The organism is Rhizobium sp. Root1212, from assembly GCF_001424985.1.
In the GTDB taxonomy this organism is placed as follows: Bacteria; Pseudomonadota; Alphaproteobacteria; order Rhizobiales; family Rhizobiaceae; genus Pararhizobium.
The window spans coordinates 23,983-48,880 of record NZ_LMDA01000014.1; the positions used below are offsets into that span (position 1 = coordinate 23,983).

22 protein-coding genes are annotated in these 24,898 nt (G+C 63.3%); 7 read left to right on the top strand and 15 right to left on the bottom strand.

Annotation, left to right across the window (positions count from 1 at the left end):
* Positions 1-2: 2 nt before the first annotated feature.
* From ASC86_RS15375 to cyoA, 6 genes are all read right to left on the bottom strand, one after another.
* A complete protein-coding gene (locus ASC86_RS15375) occupies positions 3-1,025 on the bottom strand; it encodes an LLM class flavin-dependent oxidoreductase (RefSeq protein ID WP_056322876.1) in 1,023 nt (340 codons plus the stop codon).
* A 96-nt stretch (positions 1,026-1,121) separates the two neighbouring features.
* Entirely contained in the window at positions 1,122-1,793 is a 672-nt protein-coding gene (locus ASC86_RS15380; RefSeq protein ID WP_082510222.1) for an SURF1 family protein, read from the bottom strand.
* A gap of 97 nt (positions 1,794-1,890) precedes the next feature.
* Entirely contained in the window at positions 1,891-2,298 is a 408-nt protein-coding gene (gene cyoD, locus ASC86_RS15385; RefSeq protein WP_056322881.1) for a cytochrome o ubiquinol oxidase subunit IV, read from the bottom strand.
* Positions 2,295-2,918, bottom strand: a complete 624-nt coding sequence (cyoC, locus tag ASC86_RS15390) for a cytochrome o ubiquinol oxidase subunit III (protein WP_056322884.1) — start codon at positions 2,916-2,918, stop codon at positions 2,295-2,297. Before cyoC ends, cyoD begins: the two co-directional genes overlap by 4 nt.
* Position 2,919: 1 nt before the next feature.
* Positions 2,920-4,923 (bottom strand): cytochrome o ubiquinol oxidase subunit I, encoded by a 2,004-nt coding sequence (gene cyoB / locus ASC86_RS15395; RefSeq protein WP_056322887.1) that lies wholly within the window; start codon positions 4,921-4,923, stop codon positions 2,920-2,922.
* 23 nt (positions 4,924-4,946) lie between these two features.
* Entirely contained in the window at positions 4,947-6,119 is a 1,173-nt protein-coding gene (cyoA, locus tag ASC86_RS15400; protein WP_056322889.1) for a ubiquinol oxidase subunit II, read from the bottom strand.
* A gap of 309 nt (positions 6,120-6,428) precedes the next feature.
* Between cyoA and ASC86_RS15405 the strand changes: the two genes are divergently transcribed.
* Positions 6,429-7,778, top strand: a complete 1,350-nt coding sequence (locus ASC86_RS15405; RefSeq protein ID WP_056322892.1) for an MFS transporter — start codon at positions 6,429-6,431, stop codon at positions 7,776-7,778.
* 10 nt (positions 7,779-7,788) lie between these two features.
* On the opposite strand, the gene ASC86_RS15410 is transcribed toward ASC86_RS15405, so the two are convergent.
* Positions 7,789-9,063, bottom strand: coding sequence for an MFS transporter (locus tag ASC86_RS15410; protein ID WP_056322895.1), 1,275 nt, complete (start codon positions 9,061-9,063; stop codon positions 7,789-7,791).
* On the bottom strand, positions 9,060-9,737 hold the full coding sequence (locus ASC86_RS15415; protein WP_056322985.1) for a FadR/GntR family transcriptional regulator: 678 nt from the start codon (positions 9,735-9,737) through the stop codon (positions 9,060-9,062). The genes ASC86_RS15410 and ASC86_RS15415 overlap by 4 nt, the downstream gene beginning before the upstream one ends.
* A gap of 209 nt (positions 9,738-9,946) precedes the next feature.
* Here ASC86_RS15415 and ASC86_RS15420 point away from each other — a divergent pair, with 209 nt between their 5' ends.
* The 3 genes from ASC86_RS15420 to ASC86_RS15430 all read left to right on the top strand — a co-directional run bounded on the left by ASC86_RS15420 (position 9,947) and on the right by ASC86_RS15430 (position 14,595).
* Positions 9,947-11,713, top strand: coding sequence for an SLC13 family permease (locus ASC86_RS15420; protein ID WP_056322898.1), 1,767 nt, complete (start codon positions 9,947-9,949; stop codon positions 11,711-11,713).
* Positions 11,714-11,787: 74 nt separating this feature from the next.
* A complete protein-coding gene (locus ASC86_RS15425) occupies positions 11,788-13,413 on the top strand; it encodes an ABC-F family ATP-binding cassette domain-containing protein (protein ID WP_056322901.1) in 1,626 nt (541 codons plus the stop codon).
* A gap of 162 nt (positions 13,414-13,575) precedes the next feature.
* Positions 13,576-14,595, top strand: a complete 1,020-nt coding sequence (locus tag ASC86_RS15430; protein WP_056322903.1) for a GlxA family transcriptional regulator — start codon at positions 13,576-13,578, stop codon at positions 14,593-14,595.
* Positions 14,596-14,600: 5 nt separating this feature from the next.
* Here ASC86_RS15430 and ASC86_RS15435 read toward each other — a convergent pair whose 3' ends face one another.
* The 5 genes from ASC86_RS15435 to ASC86_RS15455 form a co-directional block, all read right to left on the bottom strand.
* Entirely contained in the window at positions 14,601-16,247 is a 1,647-nt protein-coding gene (locus ASC86_RS15435; protein WP_056322906.1) for an MFS transporter, read from the bottom strand.
* A gap of 82 nt (positions 16,248-16,329) precedes the next feature.
* Entirely contained in the window at positions 16,330-17,166 is an 837-nt protein-coding gene (locus tag ASC86_RS15440; RefSeq protein ID WP_200943823.1) for an alpha/beta hydrolase, read from the bottom strand.
* A gap of 152 nt (positions 17,167-17,318) precedes the next feature.
* Positions 17,319-17,753, bottom strand: a complete 435-nt coding sequence (locus ASC86_RS15445) for a DoxX family protein (RefSeq protein WP_056322911.1) — start codon at positions 17,751-17,753, stop codon at positions 17,319-17,321.
* A 10-nt stretch (positions 17,754-17,763) separates the two neighbouring features.
* Complete coding sequence (locus ASC86_RS15450; protein WP_056322913.1) at positions 17,764-19,746, bottom strand: amidohydrolase; 1,983 nt, start codon at positions 19,744-19,746, stop codon at positions 17,764-17,766.
* Complete coding sequence (locus ASC86_RS15455) at positions 19,746-20,027, bottom strand: XapX domain-containing protein (protein ID WP_056322915.1); 282 nt, start codon at positions 20,025-20,027, stop codon at positions 19,746-19,748. Before ASC86_RS15455 ends, ASC86_RS15450 begins: the two co-directional genes overlap by 1 nt.
* A 696-nt stretch (positions 20,028-20,723) precedes the next feature.
* On the opposite strand from ASC86_RS15455, the gene ASC86_RS25290 reads away from it, so the two are divergent.
* From ASC86_RS25290 to ASC86_RS15465, 3 genes are all read left to right on the top strand, one after another.
* On the top strand, positions 20,724-20,870 hold the full coding sequence (locus tag ASC86_RS25290; RefSeq protein WP_082510214.1) for a DUF1127 domain-containing protein: 147 nt from the start codon (positions 20,724-20,726) through the stop codon (positions 20,868-20,870).
* A gap of 418 nt (positions 20,871-21,288) precedes the next feature.
* A complete protein-coding gene (locus ASC86_RS15460) occupies positions 21,289-22,239 on the top strand; it encodes a DUF1403 family protein (RefSeq protein ID WP_056322917.1) in 951 nt (316 codons plus the stop codon).
* Positions 22,236-22,913: an SMC-Scp complex subunit ScpB gene (locus ASC86_RS15465; protein ID WP_056322920.1), complete on the top strand. Its 678-nt coding sequence runs from the start codon at positions 22,236-22,238 to the stop codon at positions 22,911-22,913. The genes ASC86_RS15460 and ASC86_RS15465 overlap by 4 nt, the downstream gene beginning before the upstream one ends.
* A 25-nt stretch (positions 22,914-22,938) precedes the next feature.
* On the opposite strand, the gene pepT is transcribed toward ASC86_RS15465, so the two are convergent.
* Positions 22,939-24,171, bottom strand: coding sequence for a peptidase T (gene pepT / locus ASC86_RS15470; RefSeq protein ID WP_056322923.1), 1,233 nt, complete (start codon positions 24,169-24,171; stop codon positions 22,939-22,941).
* Positions 24,172-24,238: 67 nt separating this feature from the next.
* Positions 24,239-24,748, bottom strand: coding sequence for a regulatory protein RecX (locus tag ASC86_RS15475; protein WP_056322988.1), 510 nt, complete (start codon positions 24,746-24,748; stop codon positions 24,239-24,241).
* Positions 24,749-24,898 lie beyond the last annotated feature (150 nt).

Consider the following 24,898-nt stretch of genomic DNA (forward strand, 5'->3'; position numbering starts at 1 on the left):
ACTTAGCGCCAGCCGAGGGCTGGCGCGATATGCTTCAGAATCGACTCGATGACATGAGCGTTGTAGTCGACGCCGAGCTGGTTCGGTACGGTGAGCAGCAGCGTATCGGCCTCGGCGACGGCTTCGTCTTCCTTCAACTGCCGGATCAGGTCGTCCGGTTCCGCCGCGTAACTCCGTCCGAAGATGGCGCGGGTGTTTTCATCGATGAAGCCGATCGTATCCTCGCCTTCCGAACGCTCGCCGAAATACATCCGGTCACGATCATCGACGAGTGCGAAAATGCTGCGGCTGACCGAAACCCGCGGTGTGCGGGTGTGGCCGGCTTCCTTCCAGGCCTCGCGATAGGCACGGATCTGTGCCGCCTGCTGCACGTGGAAAGCTTCGCCAGTCTCGTCGTCCTTCAGGGTGGAGCTTTGCAGGTTCATGCCGAGCTTGGCAGCCCAGACGGCTGTGGCGTTCGAGCTTGCACCCCACCAGATGCGCTCGCGCAGGCCTTCCGAATGCGGCTCCAGCCGCAAAAGGCCGGGCGGGTTCGGAAACATCGGACGCGGGTTCGGCCGGGCGAAACCTTCGCCGCGCAGCACGTCGAGAAACACTTCGGCATGATGGCGGGCCATGTCTGCTTCTGTCTTGCCCTCTTCCGGCTGGTAGCCGAAATAGCGCCAGCCATCGATCACCTGCTCCGGCGAGCCGCGGCTGATGCCGAGCTGCAGGCGGCCGTTGGAAATGAGGTCGGCTGCACCCGCATCCTCCGCCATGTAGAGCGGGTTTTCGTAACGCATGTCGATGACGGCGGTACCGATCTCGATGTTCTTTGTCCGCGCGCCGACTGCCGCGAGCAGCGGGAAGGGCGAGGCGAGCTGGCGGGCAAAGTGATGGACGCGGAAATAGGCGCCGTCAGCGCCGAGTTCTTCCGCCGCGACCGCAAGGTCGATGGATTGCAGGAGGGCGTCTCCAGCCGAGCGCGTGCCCGATTGCGGCGAGGGCGACCAGTGGCCGAAGGAGAGGAAACCGATTTTCTTCATGGCTTTATCGCCTCATGTTCTGAAACCGTTGATAGGCCTTCATCGCACGTTTTCGGGCTTGAAACATAGCATGCGGGAAAGCGACAGACTGTTTCCCTAAACGAGCCTTCGCCGGCGCAAGGCCACGGTGACTACGATCGTCATCACAGCCAGCGCATACCAGGTGAAGATATAGGCGAGATGGCTGTTTCGGAAATGCACGACGGTCAGGCCGCCGACCGGATAACCGCCGGGATTGGCCGTGCCGTCCGCATCGATGAAATAGGGTGCTACGCGCCGCAGTCCGCGGACTTTGGCAATGGCCGTGATATCGCGGGAATACCAGCGGTTGCCGGCGGGATCGTTCGACCGCAGGAAGGCGCCGCCGGGTTCGGTGAGGCGCAGCAGGCCGGTGATGGTGACGTCACCCGGCGTCTGCCCTTCGGCCCGTGTTGCAGGATCGCGCCGCTCCGAGGGTACGAAGCCGCGGTTGATCAGGATGGTGGTCCCATCCGCCTCGGCCAGCGGGGTCACCACCCAGAAGCCGGCGCCACGTTCGGTCACGGCCTGAACGAGGGTTTCCTTGTCATGCAGCAGGCGGCCGGACGCCGTGACGTGGCGATATTCCTGTTCATCGGGCTTGAAGCTCGGCCAATCGGCCTCCGCCGGTGTCGGCACGGCGGGGGCATTCACCCGCGCCTCGACCCGCTCGATCAGGTCGAGTTTCCAGAACAGGCGCTGCACCTGCCAGGTGCCGAGCGCCAGAAACACCGTGGTCAGCAGCACCATGCCGGCGATGAAGACCCGGCTGCCGTGACCTTTGGCAGGCGCTTCGAGGGAAGCACCTGCCGATCTGTCAGGATTTTCGCTCACGGAATGCGCCCCGTCAGGGCATGTTCTTCATCATCTCCGGCGACATGGGCATCATGTTCGTATTGAGATGGTGCATGACCCAGAGCGAGCCGGCGAGCGTGATGCCAACGAGGACGAGCGTGAAGAGCAGCGCCATCATCGTCCAGCCGCCTTCCGAGCGCGGGTTCATATGCAGGAAGTAGACCATGTGCACCACGATCTGCACCAGGCCCAATCCCATGACGAAGAAGGCGGTGAGCAGCTTGCTGTCGAACGCGCCGCTCATGACCAGCCAGAAGGGAATGGCCGTCAGGACGACGGAAAGGCCGAAGCCGAGCATGTAGCCCTTGAACGAGCCGTGGCCAGCCTCATGGCCGTGGCTGTGGGCGTGGTGGGTGGTTGCAGCGTCTTCGTGCAGGGGCGCTTGGGCGTGCGGGCTCATCCGAGGACTCCCATCAGATAGACAAAGGAGAAGACGCCGATCCAGACGACGTCGAGGAAGTGCCAGAACATCGACAGGCACAGCAGGCGGCGGCGGTTTTCCGGGATCAGGCCGCGTTTGGCGACCTGCACCATCAGCGTGATCAGCCAGATCGTGCCGAAGGTAACGTGCAGGCCGTGGGTGCCGACCAGCGTGAAGAAGGACGACAGGAAGGCCGAGCGCGTCGGGCCGGCGCCCTCATGAATGAGATGCGCGAACTCGTAAAGCTCCAGCCCGAGGAAGGCTGCGCCGAACAGGCCGGTGACGGCGAGCCAGAACAGCGTTTCCGCCTTGGCGTTGCGCTCCATCTGCAGCATGGCGAAGCCATAGGTGATGGAGGAGAACAGAAGCATCGCGGTGTTGAGCGCCACCAGCGGCAGGTCGAAGAGATCGGCCGGCGAAGGGCCGGCCGCATAATTGCGGCCGAGCACGCCATGGGTGGCGAACAGCACGGCGAAGATCAGGCAGTCGCTCATCAGGTAGAGCCAGAAGCCCAGATTGGTGCTGCCTTCGGGATGATGATCTTCCGTCAGGTAGAAGACCGGCTTTTCGCCGTCCTGGATTTGGATGTCGTGTGCCATGTCAGGTCCGCTCCGCAAGCAGCTTCGAGCGCGCATCTTCCGTCGCGGAAACGGTCTCTGCGGGGATGTAGAAGTCGCGGTCGTAGTTGAAGGTATGGCCGATTGCGACCGCAAGCAGACCGATGAAGGAGACGATCGCCAGCCACCAGATGTACCAGATCATCGCGAAGCCGAAGACGAGGCTGATCCCTGCCAGGATGATGCCGGCGCCGGTATTCTTCGGCATGTGGATCGGCTTGAAGCCGGTGAGTGGGCGTTCGTAGCCGCGGCTCTTCATGTCGTACCAGCCGTCGTGATCGTGCACGACCGGGGTGAAGGCGAAGTTGTAATCCGGCGGCGGCGAAGACGTCGACCATTCGAGCGTGCGGCCGCCCCAGGGATCGCCGGTGTCGCAGCGCAGTTCGTCGCGTTTCAGGAAGCTGACGATCAGCTGGATGATGAAGGAGGCGATGCCGAGCGCGATCAGGAAGGCGCCGAAGGCGGCGATGATGAACCAGATCTGCAGGGAAGGGTCCTCGAACTGCGAGACGCGGCGGGTGACGCCCATCAGGCCGAGCACATAGAGCGGCATGAAGGCGAAGAAGAAGCCGATCTGCCAGAACCAGAAGCTCATCTTGCCCCAGAAGGGATCGAGCTTGTAGCCGAAGGCCTTCGGGAACCAGTAGACGATGCCGGCCATCAGCCCGAACAGCACGCCGCCGATGATGACGTTGTGGAAGTGGGCGATTAGGAACAGCGAGTTGTGCAGCACGAAATCCGCCGGCGGAACGGCGAGAAGCACGCCGGTCATGCCGCCGATGACGAAGGTGACCATGAAGCCGACCGTCCAGTACATCGGCACTTCGAAGCGGATGCGGCCGCGATACATGGTGAACAGCCAGTTGAACATCTTCGCGCCCGTCGGGATCGAAATAATCATGGTGGTGATGCCGAAGAAGGCGTTGACCGAGGCGCCCGAACCCATCGTGAAGAAGTGGTGCAGCCACACGAGATAGGACAGGATCATGATCACGCAGGTCGCATAGACCATCGAGGCATAGCCGAACAGGCGCTTGCCGCAGAAGGTGGCGACCACTTCGGAGAAGATGCCGAAGGCCGGCAGTACGAGAATGTAGACTTCCGGGTGGCCCCAGATCCAGATGAGGTTGATGTACATCATCGGATTGCCGCCGAGGTCGTTCGTGAAGAAGTTCGTGCCGGCGTAACGGTCAAGGGTCAGCAGGGCGAGCGTCGCGGTCAGGATCGGGAAGGTTGCGACGATCAGGATGTTGGTGCACAGCGACGTCCAGGTGAAAACCGGCATCTTCATGAAGGTCATGCCCGGTGCGCGCATTTTCACGATGGTCGCAATCAGGTTGATGCCCGAAAGCGTCGTCCCGACCCCTGCCACCTGCAGACCCCAGATGTAATAATCGACGCCGACGCCCGGACTATAGTCGGAGCCCGACAGCGGCGGATAGGCGAGCCAACCCGTGCGGGCGAATTCGCCGACGAACAGCGACATCATGATGATGATCGCCCCGGCCGTTGTCATCCAGAAGGAGAAGTTGTTGAGGAACGGGAAGGACACGTCGCGCGCGCCGATCTGCAGCGGCACCACATAGTTCATGAAGCCGGTGACGAAGGGCATCGCCACGAAGAAGATCATGATCACGCCATGGGCGGTGAAGATCTGGTCGTAATGGTGTGGCGGCAGATAGCCCTCGCTGCCATTGAAGGCGATCGCCTGCTGGATGCGCATCATCACCGCATCGGCAAAGCCGCGCAGCAGCATGATGATGGCGAGGATGATGTACATGATGCCGATCTTCTTGTGATCGACGGATGTGAGCCAGTCGTGCCAGAGGGTGCCCCAGAGCCTGAACTTGGTGATCAGCGCGAGCACCGCCAGGCCGCCGACGGCGACGGCGGCGAAGGTCGCGACGAGGATCGGCTCGTGATAGGGGATTGCCTCCAGCGTCAGCCGGCCGAATAGGAATTGTGTCCAAGAAGTATTGCCGAACATATCCAAAGTCCTGAATTGCGGCCTTACGGCTGCGTGCTGCCGTTGGTGTTGAGCTGCGCGGGAGCCGCGCCACCCTGGTCGTCCGCGGGCATCGTATGGCCCTGATGCATGTCGTGGTTCATCTGGCCTTCGCCGGATGCGCCGCCGTCGACGCCTTCGGCAGGCTCGTCGCTGCGGGCCGGATTGCCGGTGGCCGGATGGGTGGCGGCGGGCGCCTCGTCGTCGGCGTGGCGGCCGTCATATTCCAGCTTCGCCTTGTTCTCATGGCTTTCGACGCCGCCGCCGCCCATCATGTCGATGTGCATCATCTCGCTCATGCACATCTTGCCGGGGTGGGCGCACATGTTGAGGATGGCGGTATAAAGGTCGTCATCGACACTGGCGTAGTAACGCACCGGGTCCTTGATGCTCGGCTTTTCGAGCTTCAGGTAGGCGTCGCGGTTGAGCGCCGTGCCCTGGGATTTCACCCGTGCCGCCCACTCCTCGAAACCAGCTTGAGTCAGGCCGTGGAACTTGAAGCGCATGTGGGAGAAACCGTCGCCGGAGAAGTTGGCGGACAGGCCCTCATACTCGCCTTCCTTGTTGATGACGGCATGGAGCTTCGTCTCCATGCCGGGCATGGCATAGATCATGCCTGCAAGCGCCGGCACGTAGAAGGAGTTCATGACCGAGGACGCGGTGATCTTGAAGTTGATCGGCACATCCACGGGCGCGGCCATCTCGTTGACGGTGGCGATGCCGTATTCCGGGTAGAAGAACAGCCACTTCCAGTCGAGCGCCACGACTTCCACCGTGATCGGCTTCATCTCCGGTGTGACCGGCCGGCTCGCATCGATGCGGTCGAGCGGCCGGTAGGGGTCGAGCTTGTGGGTGCTGATCCAGGTCACCGCGCCGAGCGCGATGATGATCGCCAGCGGCGCCGACCAGATCACCACTTCGAGCCGGGTCGAATGGTGCCACTCGGGATCGTAGACCGCCGATGTGTTGGAGCCGCGGTAGTGCCACGCGAAATAGAGCGTCAGGAAGAGCACCGGCACGATGATCAAAAGCATCAGCACGGTGGAGACGACGATCAGGTCTCGCTGTTGCACCGCTATATCGCCCGACGGCGACATGACGACCAGGTCGCAGCCGGCAAGCAGCAGCAGGGGCAGGAGAACGGACAGCCGTCCGGCAGATTTCACAAGATTGGGCATCTCAAGCTCGAAATTTGAGTCTGTCTAATATGCACTAATCGCTGCGAGGCCCTCATCGGAATGCGGTCGCTCGTCGCAGTGCAGCAATGTGTCGCACAACAGGAACTGCCGTTCGCGCCGTCTTGGGCTAGTATTAGCGCCCAATGAACCATGCGTCGCCCGATCTGCCAACCCGGAATTTCACAGGGTCCGGCGGTTTGCGCGGCGATGCGTCGCTGAAATCGAGCTTTTTATCGTTGATCGCTTGATCTTGTCGGCTGGTTGATCAACATTTCGCAGAGTGGGCGCATGTCGCCAGGAGGTTTGTTCATGAGCACGGTCGCAAATCCCTCATCGTCGGGGCTCGAGAAGGACGCACGCGGGCTTCACGACGACAGGCCGGTCTCGGCCGGGAACATCGCCATCGGTGTGATCATCGGTCGCATGTCGGAATTCTTCGATTTCTTCGTCTACGGCCTCGCCTCGGTGCTTGTCTTCCCGCGACTGATCTTCCCGTTCATCGCTGATCCGGTTTCCGCGACCCTCGCCTCTTTCGCGCTCTTCCCGCTTGCCTTCCTCGCCCGTCCTGTCGGCTCCTTCGTCTTCATGTGGATCGACCGCAATTACGGCCGCGGCACGAAGCTGACGATCGCGCTCTTCATCCTCGGCGGTTCGACGGCCTCGATCGCCTTCCTGCCGGGCTATGAAACGATCGGCCTGTGGGCGGTCGCGCTTCTGGCGCTGTTCCGGCTAGGGCAGGGCTTTGCGCTCGGTGGCGCGTGGGACGGTCTCGCTTCGCTTCTCAACCTTTCTGCCCCGGCAAACCGCCGCGGCTGGTATGCGATGATCCCGCAGCTTGGCGCGCCCATCGGCTTTGCTCTGGCAAGCAGTCTGTTCGGCTTCTTTGTCTCCAACCTGTCCGAGGCGGATTTCCTCTCCTGGGGCTGGCGTTATCCGTTCTTCGTGGCCTTTGCGATCAATGTCGTGGCACTGTTTGCCCGCCTGCGTATCGTCGCCAGCCATGAATTCGGCGAGGCGCTGGAAAACAAGGAGCTGGAAGCCCGCCCGGTCTTCGAGATGCTGAGCAAACATGCGCAGGACGTCGTGCTCGGCGCTTTCGTGCCGCTCGCAAGCTTCGCGATGTTCCACCTCGTCACGATCTTTCCCCTCAGCTGGGTCACGCTTTACGGCGGCCAGACGGCGGCGCAGTTCCTCTGGGTTCAGGTCGCGGGTGCGGCCGTCGGCTTTGTTGCGATCATCCTGTCGGGCCTTATCGCCGACCGGATCGGCCGCCGCCGCCAGCTGATGATCGGCGCGGTCATCATCGCGATCTTCTCGTTCACCGCTCCCTTCCTGCTGGATGCAGGGCGTACCGGGCAGGATGCCTTCATCATCATCGGCTTCGGCATTCTCGGCCTGTCCTTCGGCCAGGCATCGGGCTCGGTTTCCTCGCGCTTCGGCCAGTATTACCGCTATACCGGCGCGGCCCTTACCTCCGACCTGGCCTGGTTGGTCGGTGCTGCCTTCGCACCGCTGGTGGCGCTTGGCCTTGCCAGCAATTTCGGCATCATCTTCATCGGCGGCTATCTGATCTCCGGCGCGATCGTCTCGTTCGTTGCGCTCAGCGTCAGCCGGGCGCTGGATGCCAGCAGCGAGCCGGGTCCTTCCGCCTCGAAGTAACGGCGTTTTCTCACGTGTCGGTCGTGCGGGCGTTCACATGCGCCGCGCGGCCGGCTTTCCAGCCGTTATAGGCTGCACCTGCCCCCAGAAGAACGAAGAGCACGGCGCACCAGGCAAAGCTTCCTGTGGCGCTGCGGATCATGCCGACGACCAGCGGGCCGATGGCGGCGAGCAGATAGCCGACGCATTGCGCCATCCCGGAAAGATGCGCCGCGACATGGCTGTCGCGCGAGCGCAGCACGATCGCCATCATCGCCACCGCAATCAGCCCGCCCTGGCCGATGCCCTGGATGACTGCCCAGAACCAGACGCTCCAGAGCGGCGCAAACAACAGGCTGATCAGCGCGACGACCGCAAAGGCGATCAGTGTGACGTTGATGACCTTCTGGTCGCGGCCGCGCACGGCGATATGCGGCACGACGAGGCAGGCGGCGGCCTGCACCATGACGGAGAGCGAGACGATGCCGCCGGCGGTGACGCCATCGATGCCGCGTTCGCGCAGGATCGGCACCAGCCAACCGAAGACGCAATAGGCGAGCGCCGATTGCAGGCCCATGAACAGGGTGACGTTCCACGCCAGCCGGTCGCGCCACAGGCCTTCGACACGGACGGTACTTTTTCTGGCCGCGCTCTTGCGGCCGAGAACCTGCGGCAGCCAGATCAGCCCGACGATGACGGCGGGCAAGGCCCAGGCCGCCAGCGCCGCTTGCGGCGAACCGCCCAGCGCCGCTTCGATCGGCAAGGTAAGGCCGGCCGCGCTCGCTGCACCGGCGCAGAGCGCCATCGTGTAGGCACCGGTCATCAGCGCGGCGCGATCGGCAAAATCGCGTTTGACGAGACCCGGCAGCAGCACATTGCCGACGGCGATGCAGGCGCCGGCGATCGTCGTGCCGAGGAACAAGGTGGGGATCGAGGAAAGGCCGCGCAGCGCCGTGCCGAGCGCCAGCAGAAAGATCACGCCGAGCAGCGTGCGTTCCGCCCCGAAACGCTGGGCAAGTCGCGGCGCAAAGGGCGAGAAAGCACCGAGGCAAACGACCGGCAGCGTGGTGAGCAGGCTCGCGCCGAGGGGCGAAAGCGCAAATTCCGTGCGGATTTCCGGCAGGAGCGCCGAGGCGCTGGAAAACACCGGGCGCAAATTGAAGGCGATCAGCACCAGGCTGATGCCGAGCAGCACGCGGGTCGCCGTCGAGGGCGGCTCGGGGGCGGGAGGCAGCTCCAGTTCTGTTTCGATCTCGGCTTCGATACCTTCCAGGAGATGGTTGGCGCGGGAGGGGAGGGCAGTCATGAGGCAAGCATCCGGTTGAGTGCGGCAAGGACGGGCGCCATGAAACGGCGTACCGCGGCGTCGGCCTTTTCAGGTTCGCCGGTTTCGATGGCGTCGACGATGTCGGCATGGGCCTTCATGTCCGGCTCGGGAAGGTCTTCGCCAAGGGTCGCTTCGATGGTTTCGGTGATCGAGGCGGAGAAGAAATCGTAGATGCCGATCATCGCGCGGTTGCCGGAGGCGGCGATGACCGCCTTGTGGAAGGCAAGGTCACGAGCCACGAAGGCCTTGGCATCGCCGCCCTCGTAGTTGCCACGGGCGGCAAGCAGCGCCCGCAGCTGGGCGACGATTTCGGGGGTCTGGCGGCGGCAGGCGAGACGGGCGGCTTCGACATCGAGCGCGAGCCGCGCCTCGAACTGATCGAGCAGGCTAGCCCGGCGGGCGAGAAGAAGCGGCCGCTTCGTGTCCGTCGTCGACAGCACGTAGGTTCCCGACCCCTGCCGGGTTTCCAGATAACCCTGTGAGACCAGCACCCGCACGGCCTCTCGGATCGTTCCACGGCTGACGGAAAGCATCGCGCTCAAGCCCGCCTCGTTCGGGAGTTTTTCCCCGACAGGCCAGCGCTTTGCGATGATCTCCTGCCGTATCGCCTCAACGGCGGTGTCGGCGAGATTGGTACGTTCAAGTGCCTGCATCGTCATACTCATAAAGTCATCTGATGACTTTATGAGTAGATATTTCATGGCTGGAGGTCAACGGCAGAATTTCGGGAAAGCGTCGTTTTCGCCGCGATAGAGGCGTCCGCAGGCCTTTTCACATCCATATCATGCTTCTAAAAATCGGTTCGCGACGGCGGATCGAAACGGCAGTTCAGGCGTTGATCGGCACCCACCAGGAAACATTCATGCGGCTCGATCAATGGCTTTCACTCGGCATCATCCTTCTTATGATGGCGGCCTTCGTCTGGGGGCGTTATCGCTATGATATCGTTGCCGCCGGCACGCTTCTCATTGCGATTTTGCTGGGGGTCGTACCGGCAAATAAGGCTTTCAGCGGCTTTTCCGACGATATCGTCATCATCGTCGGCAGCGCCTTGCTCGTTTCGACGGCGATCTCTCGCTCCGGCATCATGGATATTGCCATCCGCAAATTCGCGCCGCAGCTTCAAGGGCCGCGCTCCCAACTGCTGATCCTGATCGCCATCGTCGCGGTTCTCTCGGCTTTCGTCAAAAATATCGGCGCGCTGGCCATCATGATCCCCGTCGCGGTGCAGATGGCGCGCAAATCCGGCATTTCGCCGTCGATGTTCCTGATGCCGATGTCGTTTGCCTCGCTGCTCGGCGGCCTGATGACGCAGATCGGCACCTCGCCGAACATCATCGTTTCCCGCGTGCGTGAGGAGATGACCGGCCAGACCTTCACCATGTTCGATTATACGCCCGTCGGCGCGGGACTGACGGTGGCGGGTGTGCTTTTCCTGACGCTGTTCTATTGGCTGCTGCCGGAACGGGTGCGCGAGGACGCCTCGATGCATGAGGCGCTGAAGATCAAGAACTACACGACGGAAGCCAGAGTCGCCGCCAAATCGGCAGCCTCAGAGCAGACGGTGAGCTGGTTGCAGCAGCCGGCCGATGGCGAGGCCATGGTCACCGCGATTATCAACGATAAGGGCGCCAGGCGCACACCCTTGCCCGACATGATGGTGAAGGAAGGCGACCTCTTGATCATCGAGGGCGAGCAGGCGGCGCTCGACAAGATCGTCAGTCACGGCAAGCTCGAGCTTTCCGTCCACATCCACGAGAAGGAAAAGGGCACGGACATCGGCTCGGTGGAGGCGATCGTCGGCGAGCATTCGCGGCTGATCGGGCTTAGCGCCAAGGACCTGGCGCTGTTCCACAACACCGGCCTCAACCTGCTCGCCGTCAGCCGCCGCGACAAGCGCTTCGTCGAGCGTCTGAGCCAGATCAAAATCCGCAACGGCGATGTGCTGGTTCTGCAAGGCGATATGCGCCGGCTGCCGGAGCTTTTGCGCGAATGGGACTGCCTACCGCTGATCGAGCGCGACGTGAAGCTCGGCAGCATCCGCAACCGCATCGTGCCGGCGCTGATCCTGCTGGCGGCCATGGCCTCGACGGCCTTCGGCGGCGTGCCGGTGGCGGTCGCCTTTTTCGCCGCCGCCTTCATGATGGTGGTCACCGGCTCCATTCCGCTACGGGATGTCTATGATACCCTCGATGCACCGATCCTGATCATGCTCGCCGCCCTGATCCCGATCAGCGACTCACTTGCCGCGACGGGAACGACGGACGTCATCGCCGATATCCTGTCCCGCACGGCGGCGATGCTGCCGGCCTATGGCGCTCTGGCGCTGATCCTCGTTGCCGCCATGGCCGTGACGCCGTTTCTCAACAATGCGGCGACGGTGCTGGTGATGGCGCCGATCGCGGCCACGTTCGCCCAGAAACTCGGCTTTCAGCCGGAGGCCTTCCTCATGGCTGTCGCCATCGGCGCGGGCTGCGATTTCCTCACCCCCATCGGCCACCAGTGCAACACGCTGGTCATGGGGCCGGGCGGCTATCGGTTCAGCGATTACGGCCGGCTCGGCTTTCCGTTGTCGATCATCGTCGTGCTGGTCAGCGTTCCGCTTCTGCTGCTTTTCTGGCCGATCTGACAAAAGCCTGCGACAGGGCGGGGCGTGCGTGCTATGGGCGCAGCCGAAACGCTTACCCGCACGGCCCGGATATCATGATCAGACTTGAAAACATCAGCAAGCAGAACAGCCATCGGCTGCTTTTCATCGAGGCTTCGGCCGCCCTGAACAAGGGCGAGAAGATCGGCCTCGTCGGCCCGAACGGCGCCGGCAAGACGACGCTCTTCCGCATGATCATCGGCCGGGAACTGCCGGATGAAGGTCAGGTAGCCGTCGAAAAGGGCGTGACCATCGGCTATTTCGACCAGGATGTCGGCGAGATGGAAGGCATGAGCGCCGTTGCCGCCGTCATGGAGGGTGCCGGCCCTGTCAGCGAAGTTGCCGCCGAACTGCGCGAACTCGAAGCCGCCATGGTCGACCCTGATCGCATTGACGAGATGGACGCGATCATCGAGCGCTACGGCGAGGTCCAGGCACGCTATGAGGAACTGGACGGCTACGCGCTCGACGGCCGCGCCCGCGAGGTGCTGGATGGCCTGAGCTTCAGCCAGGAAATGATGGACGGCGATGTCGGCGCGCTGTCGGGCGGCTGGAAGATGCGCGTGGCGCTGGCCCGCATCCTGTTGATGCGCCCGGACGTGATGCTGCTCGACGAACCGAGCAACCACCTCGATATCGAAAGTCTGATCTGGTTGGAGGAATTCCTCAAAGGCTACGACGGCGCGCTTTTGATGACCTCCCACGACCGGGAGTTCATGAACCGCATCGTCAACAAGATCGTCGAGATCGACGGCGGCACGCTCACCACCTATGGCGGCGACTATGGCTTCTACGAGCAGCAGCGCGCTCAAAACGAGAAGCAGCAGCAGGCGCAATTCGAGCGCCAGCAGGCGATGCTTGCCAAGGAAATCAAGTTCATCGAGCGCTTCAAGGCGCGCGCCTCCCATGCCGCGCAGGTGCAGAGCCGGGTGAAAAAACTCGAAAAGATCGACCGCGTCGAGCCGCCGAAGCGCCGGCAATCGGTGGCGTTCGAGTTCCGCCCCGCGCCGCGTTCCGGCGAAGACGTGGTCTCATTGAAGAACGTGCATAAGAAATACGGCAGCCGCGTCATCTATGAAGGCTTTGATTTCATGATCCGTCGGCGTGAGCGCTGGTGCCTGATGGGCGTCAACGGGGCCGGCAAATCGACGCTGCTGAAACTCGTCGCCGGCGCGACCGAGCCCGATACCGGCAATGTCACCATCGGCGCCAGCGTCAAGATGGGCTATTTCGCCCAGCATGCCATGGACCTGCTGGACGGCGAGCGCACCGTGTTCCAGTCGCTGGAGGATGCCTTCCCACAGGCAGGCCAGGGGCCGCTTCGGGCGCTTGCCGGCTGCTTCGGGTTTTCGGGCGACGATGTGGAGAAGCGGTGCCGGGTGTTGTCGGGCGGCGAGAAGGCGCGTCTGGTCATGGCGATCATGCTGTTCGATCCGCCGAACCTATTGGTGCTCGACGAGCCGACCAACCACCTCGACCTCGACACCAAGGAAATGCTGATCAAGGCGCTCGCCGATTTCGAAGGCACAATGCTCTTCGTCTCGCACGACCGCCACTTTCTGGCCGAGCTTTCCAACCGGGTGCTGGAGCTGACGCCGGAGGGCATCCACCAGTATGGCGGCGGCTATACCGAATATGTCGCCCGCACCGGTCATGAGGCACCGGGTCTGCACCACCACTGATACGGCAGAGAGAGCCGGCCGGGCGTGTCGCAATGGAGCACTCCGGCCGGCGCGTTTGTCGTATCTGATGGGATAGATGTCGCGACACCGCTCTTGGCATCGTGAAAATTCTGGTCTCCTGAACCGCAGGGAAATACGCCTGCGTTTCTGGGAGGACGCGATATGACCGCGGAAGTGAAAGCCAAGGGCACGGTTTCGCAGGCGGGCGTCGCCAAGTCGCTCAGGGTCGGCTTTATCCTGTCGAAGAATTTCACGCTTTCCGCCTTCGCACTGTTCGTCGATACGCTCAGGCTTGCCAGCGACTACGAGGATCGCTCGCGCCGGGTGCATTGCGATTGGGACGTGCTGAATGGCTCGCGCAATTTCGTCATGTCGAGCTGCGGCGTGCAGGTGGCGCCGACCGCGCCCTTCGCCGATCCCTGCAATTACGATTATATCGCCGTCGTCGGCGGGCTGCTCAGCGTGGACGAGCCGCTGGACGCAGTCTCGCTTGCCTATCTGCGCAAGGCGGATGCGGCAGGCGTCGGGCTGATCGGCCTTTGCACCGGCAGCTTCGTGCTGGCCGATGCCGGGTTGCTGAAGGAGCACTGCGCCTGCGTCAGCTGGCTGCACCACCGCGAGTTCCGCGCCCGCTTTCCGGGCCAGCCGGCGACCTCGGCACAAATCTTCCATTTCGACGGCAAGCGGGCGACCTGCGCCGGCGGCAGTGCGGTGGCCGATCTCGCGGCAACGCTGGTGCGCCACCATATCGGCGAGCAGGCGGAACGCAATGCGCTGGAAATCCTGCAGATTTCCCATCGCCGCGACGGCACGGACACGCAGGCCCGTTCGCCGCTCGGGCTTGAGGCCAGCGACCGACGCGTCCATGTCGCACTGATGCTGATGGAGCAGCATGTCGAGGACCTGCTGCCGATCGAAAGCATCGCGTCGCTGATCTCGCTGTCGCGCCGGCAGATGGAGCGGTTGTTTCGCGAGACGATGGGGATGTCGCCGAGCGAAGCCTATACGAAAATCCGCATGGAGGCGGCCATGCGCATGGTGACGGCGCAGCCGACGCGGCCGCTGATCGATATCGCCCTTGCGGTCGGCTTCGAGGGCATGTCGCATTTCACCAAGCGGTTCCGCCAGAGCTTCGGTCAGACCCCGTCGCAGGCGCGGCGGCAGGGCGTTCACAAGCGATAGGGCACTCAGCCCGCGTCCGGCTCTGCCGGGTGGCGACGATGCTCGATAGTCAGGAAGTGCCGCACGACCGGGCCTTCGGGCCCGATATGATAGCGGGTCGTTTCGGCCTGAAGGTCGGCATCGGCCTTGGAGACGCGCCTGTGCTGGCGCAGGTGTTCCGCCCAGGATTCGACCATGAACCATTCGACGATCTTTTCCGGATCGGCGGAATCCTCCGTCATGCCCCAGCCATAGGCGCCATCCCGCCGCCGCTCTTCCGAAAGGCGGACGAGCGCATCGATGAACGGCCGCCGGTTCTCCAGCGCAACGCGATATTCGATCAGCACCAGCACCGGGCCGCGATCATGGGCGACGGGGGCTGCGGTCAGCGGTTCCGGCCAGTGGTTGGAGGGCACCAGATCGGCATCGCCGCCGGGCAGCTTGATCCGGTGCATGAGGACGGCGGCGACGAGCAGGCCGGCGGCGCTGACGAGGAGCGCCATGGGCACGCCGATCTCCTGCGCGATGGCGCCCCAGCCGAGGCTGCCGACCGTCATCGCGCCGTTGAACACCGTGAGATAAACGGCGAGCGCCCGGCCGCGCACCCAGTTGGGCAGGATCGCCTGGGCGGCTCCATTGAAGGTGGTAAGTGAAGTGATCCACGCGCCGCCGAGCACGAGCAGAAGCAGGATCGCGACCCATTGCGGCGGTGCCACCGAAAGTGCCGCCATGACGATCGCCGTCAGCACGGCGGAGCCAAGCAGCAGAGTATCGGAATCGAAACGGTCGCGCAGCTTCGGCATGACGATCGCGCCGAGGATCGCGCCCGCGCCGACAGCACCAAGCAGAATGCCGTAGAAGCCGGCATCGCCGCCGAGCAGGTTGCGGGCGACAAGCGGCAGCATCGCCCAGACGGCGCTGGCAAAAACGAAGAAGATTGCCGCGCGCATGAGCACGATATGCAGCGGCTTGCTGGCTTTGGTGTAGCGCAGGCCGGCGCGGAAGGCGCCGAGGAAACGTTCCGATAGCGCGTCGTCGGCGTCCTTGGCGCGCGGCCACCAGATCAGCGCCGAGATGACGAAGACGTAGCTCACGACATCGACGCCATAGGTGGGTGCGGCGCCGAAGGCGGCCAGCAGCAGGCCGCCGGCGGCCGGGCCGATCGAGCGGGCGATGTTGATGCCGAGCGAATTGAGCGCCACTGCGCTCTTGATGTCCTTCTTCGGCACCAGCTCCGGCACGATCGCCTGCCAGGTCGGCCCCATCAGGGCCGCACCGATGCCGCCGATGAAAGTCAGGCCCACGAGAAGGCCGATATTCAGCATGCCGGTGTGGGAAAGGATCATCAGCGCGATGCTGACACTGGCGAGCAGCAGCTGGATGCCGATCAGGAATTTGCGTCGGTCGAGAATATCCGACAGCACGCCGGCGGGAATGGCGAGCAGGAAGATCGGCAGCGTGCCCGCCGCCTGGATCAGCGAAACGGCGGCCGGCGAGGCCGAAAGATCCGTCACCAGCCAGGAGCTTGCGACATCGCGCATGAAGGTGCCGGTATTGCCGAGCACGGTCGCGGCCCAGAGCACCGCGAAGACCGGTTGGGCAAGCGGCGCAAAGCCGCTGGAGGAAGCGGGCCGTGGAGGCGCGGTTTCGGGTTCCGCGTGGTGCTGGGTCATGGCTGGCCTCCCGCGGCCGGATACCGCTTTCACGTCATCGGAAAAACCGCCGCAAGCGTGACGCCTGCGGCGGTCTCAAGCATCAGGACTGGATGAAAGCCAGCAGATCGGCGTTCAGCACGTCGGCATTGATGGTCAACATGCCGTGCGAGAACTTCGGATAGGTCTTCAGGGTGCCGTTCTTCAAGAGCTTGATCGACTTCAGCGCGGCGTCGGCGATCGGCACGATCTGGTCGTCTTCGCCGTGCAGCACCAGCGTGGGAACCGAGATCGCCTTCAGGTCTTCCGTCTGGTCGGTTTCCGAGAAGGCCTTGATGCCGTCGTAGTGGGCCTTGGCGCTGCCCATCATGCCCTGTCGCCACCAATTCTGGATAACGCCTTCATGCACCGTGGCGCCTTCGCGGTTGAAGCCGTAGAAGGGGCCGGCGGGAACGTCGCGGAAGAACTGGGCGCGGTTTGCGGCAAGGGCGGAACGGAAACCGTCGAAGACTTCCAGTGGTTGGCCTTCGGGGTTGGCGTCGGTCTTGAGCATCAGCGGCGGAACGGCAGAAACGAGCACCGCCTTGGCGACCCGGCTGGCCGGCTCGCCGTGCTTGGCGACATAACGGGCGACTTCGCCGCCGCCAGTGGAGTGGCCGATATGGACAGCTTTTTTCAGGTCGAGCGCCTCGGCGACGGCGAAGGCATCGGCGGCATAATGGTCCATGTCATGGCCATCGGAAACCTGAGATGAGCGGCCGTGGCCGCGGCGATCGTGGGCGACGACGCGAAAGCCCTTGGAAACGAAGAACAGCATCTGGGCATCCCAGTCGTCGGCGCTCAGCGGCCAGCCGTGATGGAACACGATCGGCTGCGCGTCCTTCGGACCCCAGTCCTTGTAGAAGATATCGACGCCGTCCTTGGTGGTAACGTAGCTCATGTTGCTTTCTCCTTTTTGCGGGGTGGGGGAGGCCTGCGCCTCCGCATGGGACATGGGAAGCGCCGCGGCGGCGGCAAGGGCCGCACCGGCAAGCAGCGTGTCGCGCCGCGACAGACTGAAATCGAATGGATCGGCAGACGACATGGTTACTCCTATCGGTTGGCCGGGGCGGAAAGATCGACCCCCGCGACGATGATGAAGGCGCCGGCGAGGCCGAGATGCTCGAAGAAGGCATTGGTCGCCATCATCCGGTCCATGCCATCAGGCATTTCCCAGAAACGCAATGCGACGAAGGTCGCCATCAGAGTGAAGCCGGCAAGGCCGAGCGCCCCCAGCCAGCGGAAGATGCCGGCCAGTATCATGGTGGAGGCGACAAGCTCGAAGGCGATGACGAGGACGGCGAAGACCGGCGCCGGCGACAGCCCGAAATGGTCCATCTCGCCGATCGCCGACTGGAAATCGAACAGCTTCATCAGGCTGCCCTGCAGATAGGCGGAGCAAAGGCCGAGCAATGCGACCCAGTAAACGGCTTTCGATTGCAGGAGCGGTCGGGCGATGCCGGCGAGTTTCCGTTCCAGTTCCATCATGCTCAGGTCCTCACACGGCCCAGCAGGCGCAGCCGAGCGCGCCCCAGAAGCCCTTCAAATCCGAGATCGGCAGCTTGCTCGACCAGGCCGAAGCATGGTCGTGGCCGTGCACACCGCAACTGGAGGCGCAGCCGCAGAGCGACGCCGCCTTCATCCGCAGCGAATTCTTGCCGGCCCCCTGTGGTTCGCCCCACCCGGCATAGCCGCCGAAGGTTCTGACTGGCGACCAGTCCGGCATGGGTGGCGGCACCTGGCCTTCGTCGAGGCTGGAGAAGCTGTCGGCGGCCCAGACCACCTTGCCGCCAACCACTGTCAGTTCCGAGCTGATATGGCTGATCTCGTCTTCCGGGCAGGAGAAGAAATCGCGGTCAGGAATGACGAGATCGGCGAATTGGCCCTTCTCGATCCGGCCCTTCTTGCCTTCCTCGTTGGAAAACCAGGTGACGTTTTCCGTCCACATCCGAAGCGCCGTTTCGCGGTCGAGGCAGTTGCGTTCGGGATAGAGCCGCATGCCGCCCAGCGTGCGGCCGGTGATCATCCAGGAGAGCGAGACCCAGGGATTGTAGGAGGCGACGCGAGTCGCATCCGTGCCGGCGGAAATCTTCGTGCCCCGGTCCAGCATGCGGGCGATCGGCGGCGTGGCTTCGGCCGCCCCCGCGCCATAACGCTCGACGAAATATTCGCCCTGAAAGGCCATGCGGTGCTGCACGGCGACGCCGCCGCCAAGCGTCGCGATACGGTCGATCGATCGATCCGAGATCGTCTCGGCATGATCGAAGAACCAGTTGAGGCCGGAAAGCGGGACGTCCTTGTTCACCTTCTCGAAGACATCGAGCGCCCGCGAGATCGTCTCGTCATAGGTGGCGTGCATGCGCCAGGGCCAGCGGTTTTCGGCCAGAACGCGCACCACGCCTTCCAGATCATCCTCCATCTCGGCCGGCATATCCGGCCGCGGCTGGCGGAAATCCTCGAAATCGGCCGCCGAAAACGCCAGCATCTCGCCGGCGCCGTTATGGCGGAAATAGTCGGTGCCCTGCTTATATTTCGAGGTCTTGGTCCAGTTCAGGAAGTCGTTCTTCTCTTCCTTCGGCTTCTGGGTGAAGAGATTGTAGGCGAGGCGGATGGTCATCTGGCCTTCGTCCGAAAGCTTCTGGATGACGGCGTAATCTTCGGGATAGTTCTGGAAGCCGCCGCCGGCATCGATCGCGCCGGTCACGCCGAGGCGGTTGAGTTCGCGCATGAAATGGCGGGTAGAATTGACCTGATAGTCGAAGGGCAGCTTCGGCCCCCTGGCGAGCGTCGCATAAAGGATGGCGGCGTTGGGCTTGGCGATCAGCAGGCCGGTCGGATTGCCGTTGGCATCGCGGGTGATCTCGCCGCCATGCGGCTCCGGCGTATTTTTGTCATAGCCGACAGCGCGTAAGGCCGCGGTATTGAGCAGGGCGCGATCATAGAGATGCAGCAGGAAGACCGGCGTATCCGGTGCGACGGCATTGATCTCGTCGATGGTCGGCAGGCGCTTTTCCGCAAACTGATGCTCGGTGAAGCCGCCGACGACACGCACCCATTGCGGCGGCGGCGTGATCGCCACCTGCCGCTTCAGCATCTCCATCGCGTCGGCCAGCGAACGGATGCCGTCCCAGCGCAGTTCCATGTTGAAGTTCAGGCCGCCGCGAATGATGTGCAGGTGGTTGTCGATGAGGCCGGGCAGGGCGCGGCGGCCCTGAAGGTCGATCACCTTCGTCGAGGCGGCTTTCAGCGGCAAGATCTCCTCGTCGCGCCCGACGGCGAGGAAGGTACCGTCCTTGATCGCGACGGCGGATGCGGTCGGGTTGGTGCGATCAAGCGTGGTGAAGCGGCCGTTGTGGAGGATGAGGTCGGGGGTCATGGTGCTGGCTCCGGTGTTCGGATCATTGGCAAGGACGGGCGAAAACAGGCCGGGGAAGGCAAGGCCGGAAGCGGCGGCCCCGAGGAAATGGCGGCGTGTCGGCATCAGCTCTGCCCTCGCTCGATTGCCGGCTTCTCGTCAGCCTCGGGCCGGGTGGCTTTCGGCAGATGGCCGAACATATGAGGCTTGACCTGATGCAGCCAGGAAACGGTGACGGGCTCTCTGTTCCACAAGTGCCTGATCAAAGGCGGGATCTGCTCGCCGACGAGAATGCCAAGCAGACCGACGAGCGCGACGACCGGCGGCGCCGGGGACCGGACATTGAGAAGGCTGTAGATCACCCCGACCAGGAGGCCGACAGCCAGCGATACGACATAGATCTTCATCGGCGTAACCTCGCCTGCGGTTGAAACGTCGGCGACCGAAACGGCCGCCGTTGCACCGGCATCGACCCTTGCGGGTCTCGAACATGGTTTGGGCGTAGAGGATGCCGAAACCATAGGCGAGGCCGGGCATTTTGGCGAGACCTACGCTTGTGCCGCAGCGTCAGGCGCGCGGCGTCGACAGGAAATACGGCGCTGCCGACATGAAATGCGGCGAGGTTGTCGATAGGCATGCCTTCCCCCCGAAATGTCAGCACAGCGCTGTTCGATCCCGGCAAAGATCGCTCAGCCGGGCGGGGCGGTCTTGTCGCAAAAGAGGCACTTTTGAACAAAATCCCTTTCGATGTGAATCGAAGCCGTGGGATGCCGTCACAAGCGATTTCCGAAAGTTGCCGATAGCGGCGTGATGCTACCTCCGGCACTTTCGCGGTTCCCTCGACCCCTCAAAAGGATTTTGAAGGTTGTTCCGTGGCGGTTGTGTGCAGTTGCGGTAGAAACCTGGCGGCAATTGACGTTAACGGAAGGAATTGGCCTGATTTTGGTTCGTAAAATTTCGCTTACCATTGCATAGAGCGCATGGGTGGTGTGAGACATTGTCGCTTTTTGCACCACCTTCAAACGATTATATCGCCCTCATGAAAAACGACGGAAGCGCAAGGGGCGCTGACGTCGGGTACGCCTCAGGAAAGGGGATTTATCATGAACGTAGCACGTGCTCTCAACAACTGGCGCAAGTATCGTCAGACGATCAACGAGCTTGGCCGCATGAGCAACCGCGAACTGCAGGACCTCGGCATCGACCGTGCAGACATCCGCAGCGTTGCCCGCGCTTCGCTGGCTCGCTAAGAGCTTCAAAGCGAACTGATTGCAGACGCCCGCATCCGCGGGCGTTTTTGCGTTTCATGGCCTGTTTTACGGCTCGTGACCGTTCCTTTCGGCCTCGCAAGCGGGCCATGCATTTCCTGCATAGCTGCACTGCAACATAAAGCCTAGGAATCGGAGGATCTTCCTGTATGATCATTTTCATCGAAGCACTGCTCCTCCTCCCGCGGTGCTTCGAGTTTCAGACGGCCCACTCCTCCTCCCAGGGGCGTCTGTAGGAGCAGCGGCACTCCTCCTCCCAAGTCGCTGCTCGGTTCTTTAGGAAAAGCCTGCCGCACCTCCTCCCGCGGCAGGCTTTTTCGTTTTCGGGGCTCTTTTATTATTCTGTGCGGTTTTCCTCGAAATCATAGGCGCTAGCGCCCCGCTCCTCTATGCTTGGGCGATGGAATCGCCTGTGCCTCACATTCTCCCTTCGATCCTTCCCTCCGCCGTCGTGCCCGGCTGGGCTATGCCGCGCGGCGGTGGCAACGAGGCGGATGCGGCCTTTGCGGCGGGCTGTGCGCTGAGCCTTCTCGATAGCGTGGTGCGGGCGCAGCCCGTTTGGGCGGGCTGCTGGCGCCAGCGGCTTGCACTACGCTGTGCGGCCTCGGCCGTGCGCCTCCTCGGCTGGACCGACGAGGAGCCGGCGTTGCGGGATGCCGTGGTGCTGACGGCGCCCGGCGACAGCGCCGGTCCGGCCGGCAACGTGCTCCTTGCCTATCGCCGGCTGGCCGCGAAAACCGGCCGGATCGATACGAAAACGCTGCAGGCGCTGTGCGAGCAGCTTTCCATCGGCTGGGACGAGCGGCTGGCCGATCTTTCCGCCGTGCTCGACGATCAGCTGCAGCTTGCCCGTTCCGCCCCCTTCATCGCTGCCGATCTCGTGTCGCAGATCGTCTCCGCCCGCCCGGATGCCGAGGTGCTTGCCTGGTGGCTCGCCGATTGGGTGCTCGCCGCCCGGCTTGGCTGGGAGCGTCCCGTGCCGCTGCTGATGGCGGAACGTTATGGCCCGGCCTTTCGCACCATCGGCGGCCGTGGGCGCCTGCGCCCCGGCGAGGATGGCTTTTCCCGCGCGGTCTGCCTAGCTCTCGTGCAGGCGACGAACGAGGCGCTGCGCGTTGCCGGGGAAACCGAGCGGCGGGCGGCGCATCTCGTGAAGGTGGCGCCGAAAGTGCGCACCAAGGGCGCTGCCGCCGTGATCCGGCAGCTTTTGGAGGACGATGCGGTGGCGGCGTCCGCCCCCGGCAGCAATCTCTCGCGCTGGGCCAGCCGCCGTCTGTTCGAACGGCTGGAAAGTTTTGGCGCCATTCGGGAATTGTCCGGCCGCCCGAATTTTCGTGTTTTCGGGTTATGACCATGGCGGAAACCGGGCGCAGACAGCAATCCGAAACCCTGTTCGATCGCGAGCTGGACGATCTGCCGCCGGAGCTGCGCTGGCGCCAATGGATGCTGCGGGTGGAAGCGGTGATTTTCGCCTCGGCCGAGCCGGTGACCCGTGAGACCTTGGCGCGCGTCGTCGGCCGGGAATGCAGCATCGATCTGCTGATCGACGATATCCGCGATGAACTGCGCCGCCGCCCCTACGACATCGTTTCGGTGGCGGGCGGCTGGCAGCATCGCACGCGGCCTGTCTATGGGCCGGCAATCCGCGCTTCTGCCGCATCGGTACGGCAGGTGTCGGCATCCCTTTCGGATCACGAGGCTGCCGTCATGATGGCGGTCGGCTATTTCCAGCCGGTCACCCGCGCGGAACTGACGAAGATCTTCGGCAAGGAGGTAAGCCGCGATACGATGGCGAACCTGCGCAGTGCCGGCTTCCTCGCCTCGGGGCCGCGCAGCCCCACACCCGGCGCGCCCTACACCTACGTCACCACCCGCCAGTTCCTCTCGGCCTTCGGCTTCGACACCCTGCGGGACCTGCCGGATATCGAGATGCTGGAGGATGCGGGTCTCTTGAGCCGGCGCGGCATGACGGAGGCCGTTTCTGCCGATGAACGGCAGGCGACGGCGGATGAGGATGGAGAGTGATTGAGGTATAGGGAACGGCCCTGTCTCAGCTCCGCTCTTCCCAGACCCTCGCAAGCTCCACAAGCGTTGCCACGGCCTTTTCCATATCCTGGCGGCTGACCCATTCCAGCGGGGAATGGAAGGCATGGCCACCGGCGAAGAGGTTGGCGCAGGGAAGGCCCATGAAGGAGAGGCGCGAGCCATCCGTGCCGCCGCGGATGCTGCCGCGAACCGACGTCATGCCGGCGCGGCGGATCGCTTCCAGCGCGTTTTCGACGATCTCGGGGTTGCGGTCGAGGACGGTCTTCATGTTTCGGTATTGCTGCTTGACCGTCACCGTGGCGGTCGAACCGGGAAAATCGGCCATGACGGCATCGACGATACCGCGCAGCACATTCTGCTTTTCGGCAAGGCCCGCCTCGTCGAAGGCGCGCAGGATGAGGTTGATCGTCGCCTTTTCCATGGTGGCTTCAAGCCCGGTCGGATGCAGGAAGCCGTCGCGGCCTTCGGTCATTTCCGGCGCCATGTCCTTCGGCAGGCGGTCGATGATGCGGCTGGCGATCTTGATCGCGTTTTCCATCCTGTCCTTGGCGAAGCCGGGATGGATGGCGACACCGGAAATCTCGATGCGGGCGCCATCGGCGGAAAAGCTCTCGTCCTCGATATGGCCGGCGGTTTCGCCATCCACCGTATAGCCGAAGGCGGCGCCGAGCTTGGCAAGGTCGACCTTGTCAACGCCGCGGCCGATCTCCTCATCGGTGGTGAACAAGATGCGGATCGTGCCGTGGGGGATGTCCGGGTGGGATAAGAGGTAATCGGCGGCCGTCACGATCTCCGCGAGGCCGGCCTTGTCGTCGGCGCCGAGCAGCGTCGTGCCGTCGGTGGTGATGATATCGTTGCCGGTCTGGTCGGCCAGCGCCGGGTGCTCGTCGCGGCGGATGACGAGGCCCGAACTGCCGGGCGGGCGGATATCGCCGCCCTGGTAGTTTTTCAGGATCTGCGGCTTCACGCCGGTTCCGGTGAAATCCGGCGCCGTATCCATATGGGAGCAATAGCAGATGACCGGCACCGACTTGTCGGTGTTGGCGGGAATGGTGCCGTAGACATAGCCGTTCTCGTCGAGATGGGCGTCCTTGACGCCGATCGCCAGCAGGTCTTCCACGAGCATGCGGCCAAGGTTCTTCTGCTTTTCGGTGGAGGGCTGGGTGGACGACGCGGCATCCGATTGTGTGTCGATGACGACATAGCGCAGGAAGCGGTCGACGACGGTTTCGGTCATAACGTTGATTCCATTCCTTGTTTTGATCGATAGCTATAGGCGCTTCGCCCTCTGGCGAAAATGCCGCTCAGGGCAGCCCGGAGAGAATATCGTCCGCCTCCTCGCGCGACATGGCCGAGACCCGCCGGGCAAGCTCGAAGTTAAAGCCCTGTCGCAGGATGGCGGCAAGTTCCTTGTCCTTGCGGGCTTCGTCGGCGTCGGCGCGGCGAAACGGCCCGAAGGCCCGGCGGCGGGCGAGCGCGACGACTGCCGCAAGATCGTCGGCCTGCTCTGTCAGCGCTGCCTGTGCGGTTTCCTTGTCGATGCCCTTGCGGGCCAGCGAAACGGCAATCATCCGCCGCGATTTGCCGTTGCGGACGGCAGAGCGCGTCTTCACCTCGGCGAAGGCTTCATCGTCCAGCCCGCCGATGGTTTCGGCAAAGGCGACGGCGGCTTCGGCGAGTGCGCGCGCCTCGTCGTTGCCGATATCCTCGAATTTCTCCCGCGCCTTGCGCAGCACCGCGTCGTGCAACTGGCGGCGCGACAGCATCTGCCGGCTCACCCGGTAGAGCGCCGAATTCTGCGCCCATTTCAGCATGCGCGGCGTCAGGCTTTTCGGTTCTTCGCTTTCGTTCACGCCAGCCTCATTGTTTCGCCCATGTTTTCTATGCAATCGGGCAGCAACAGGGCAAGTCTGTTCATTTGTCATACGATTGAAGACAGTGTCATTGCGCGATAGGCTGGGCGT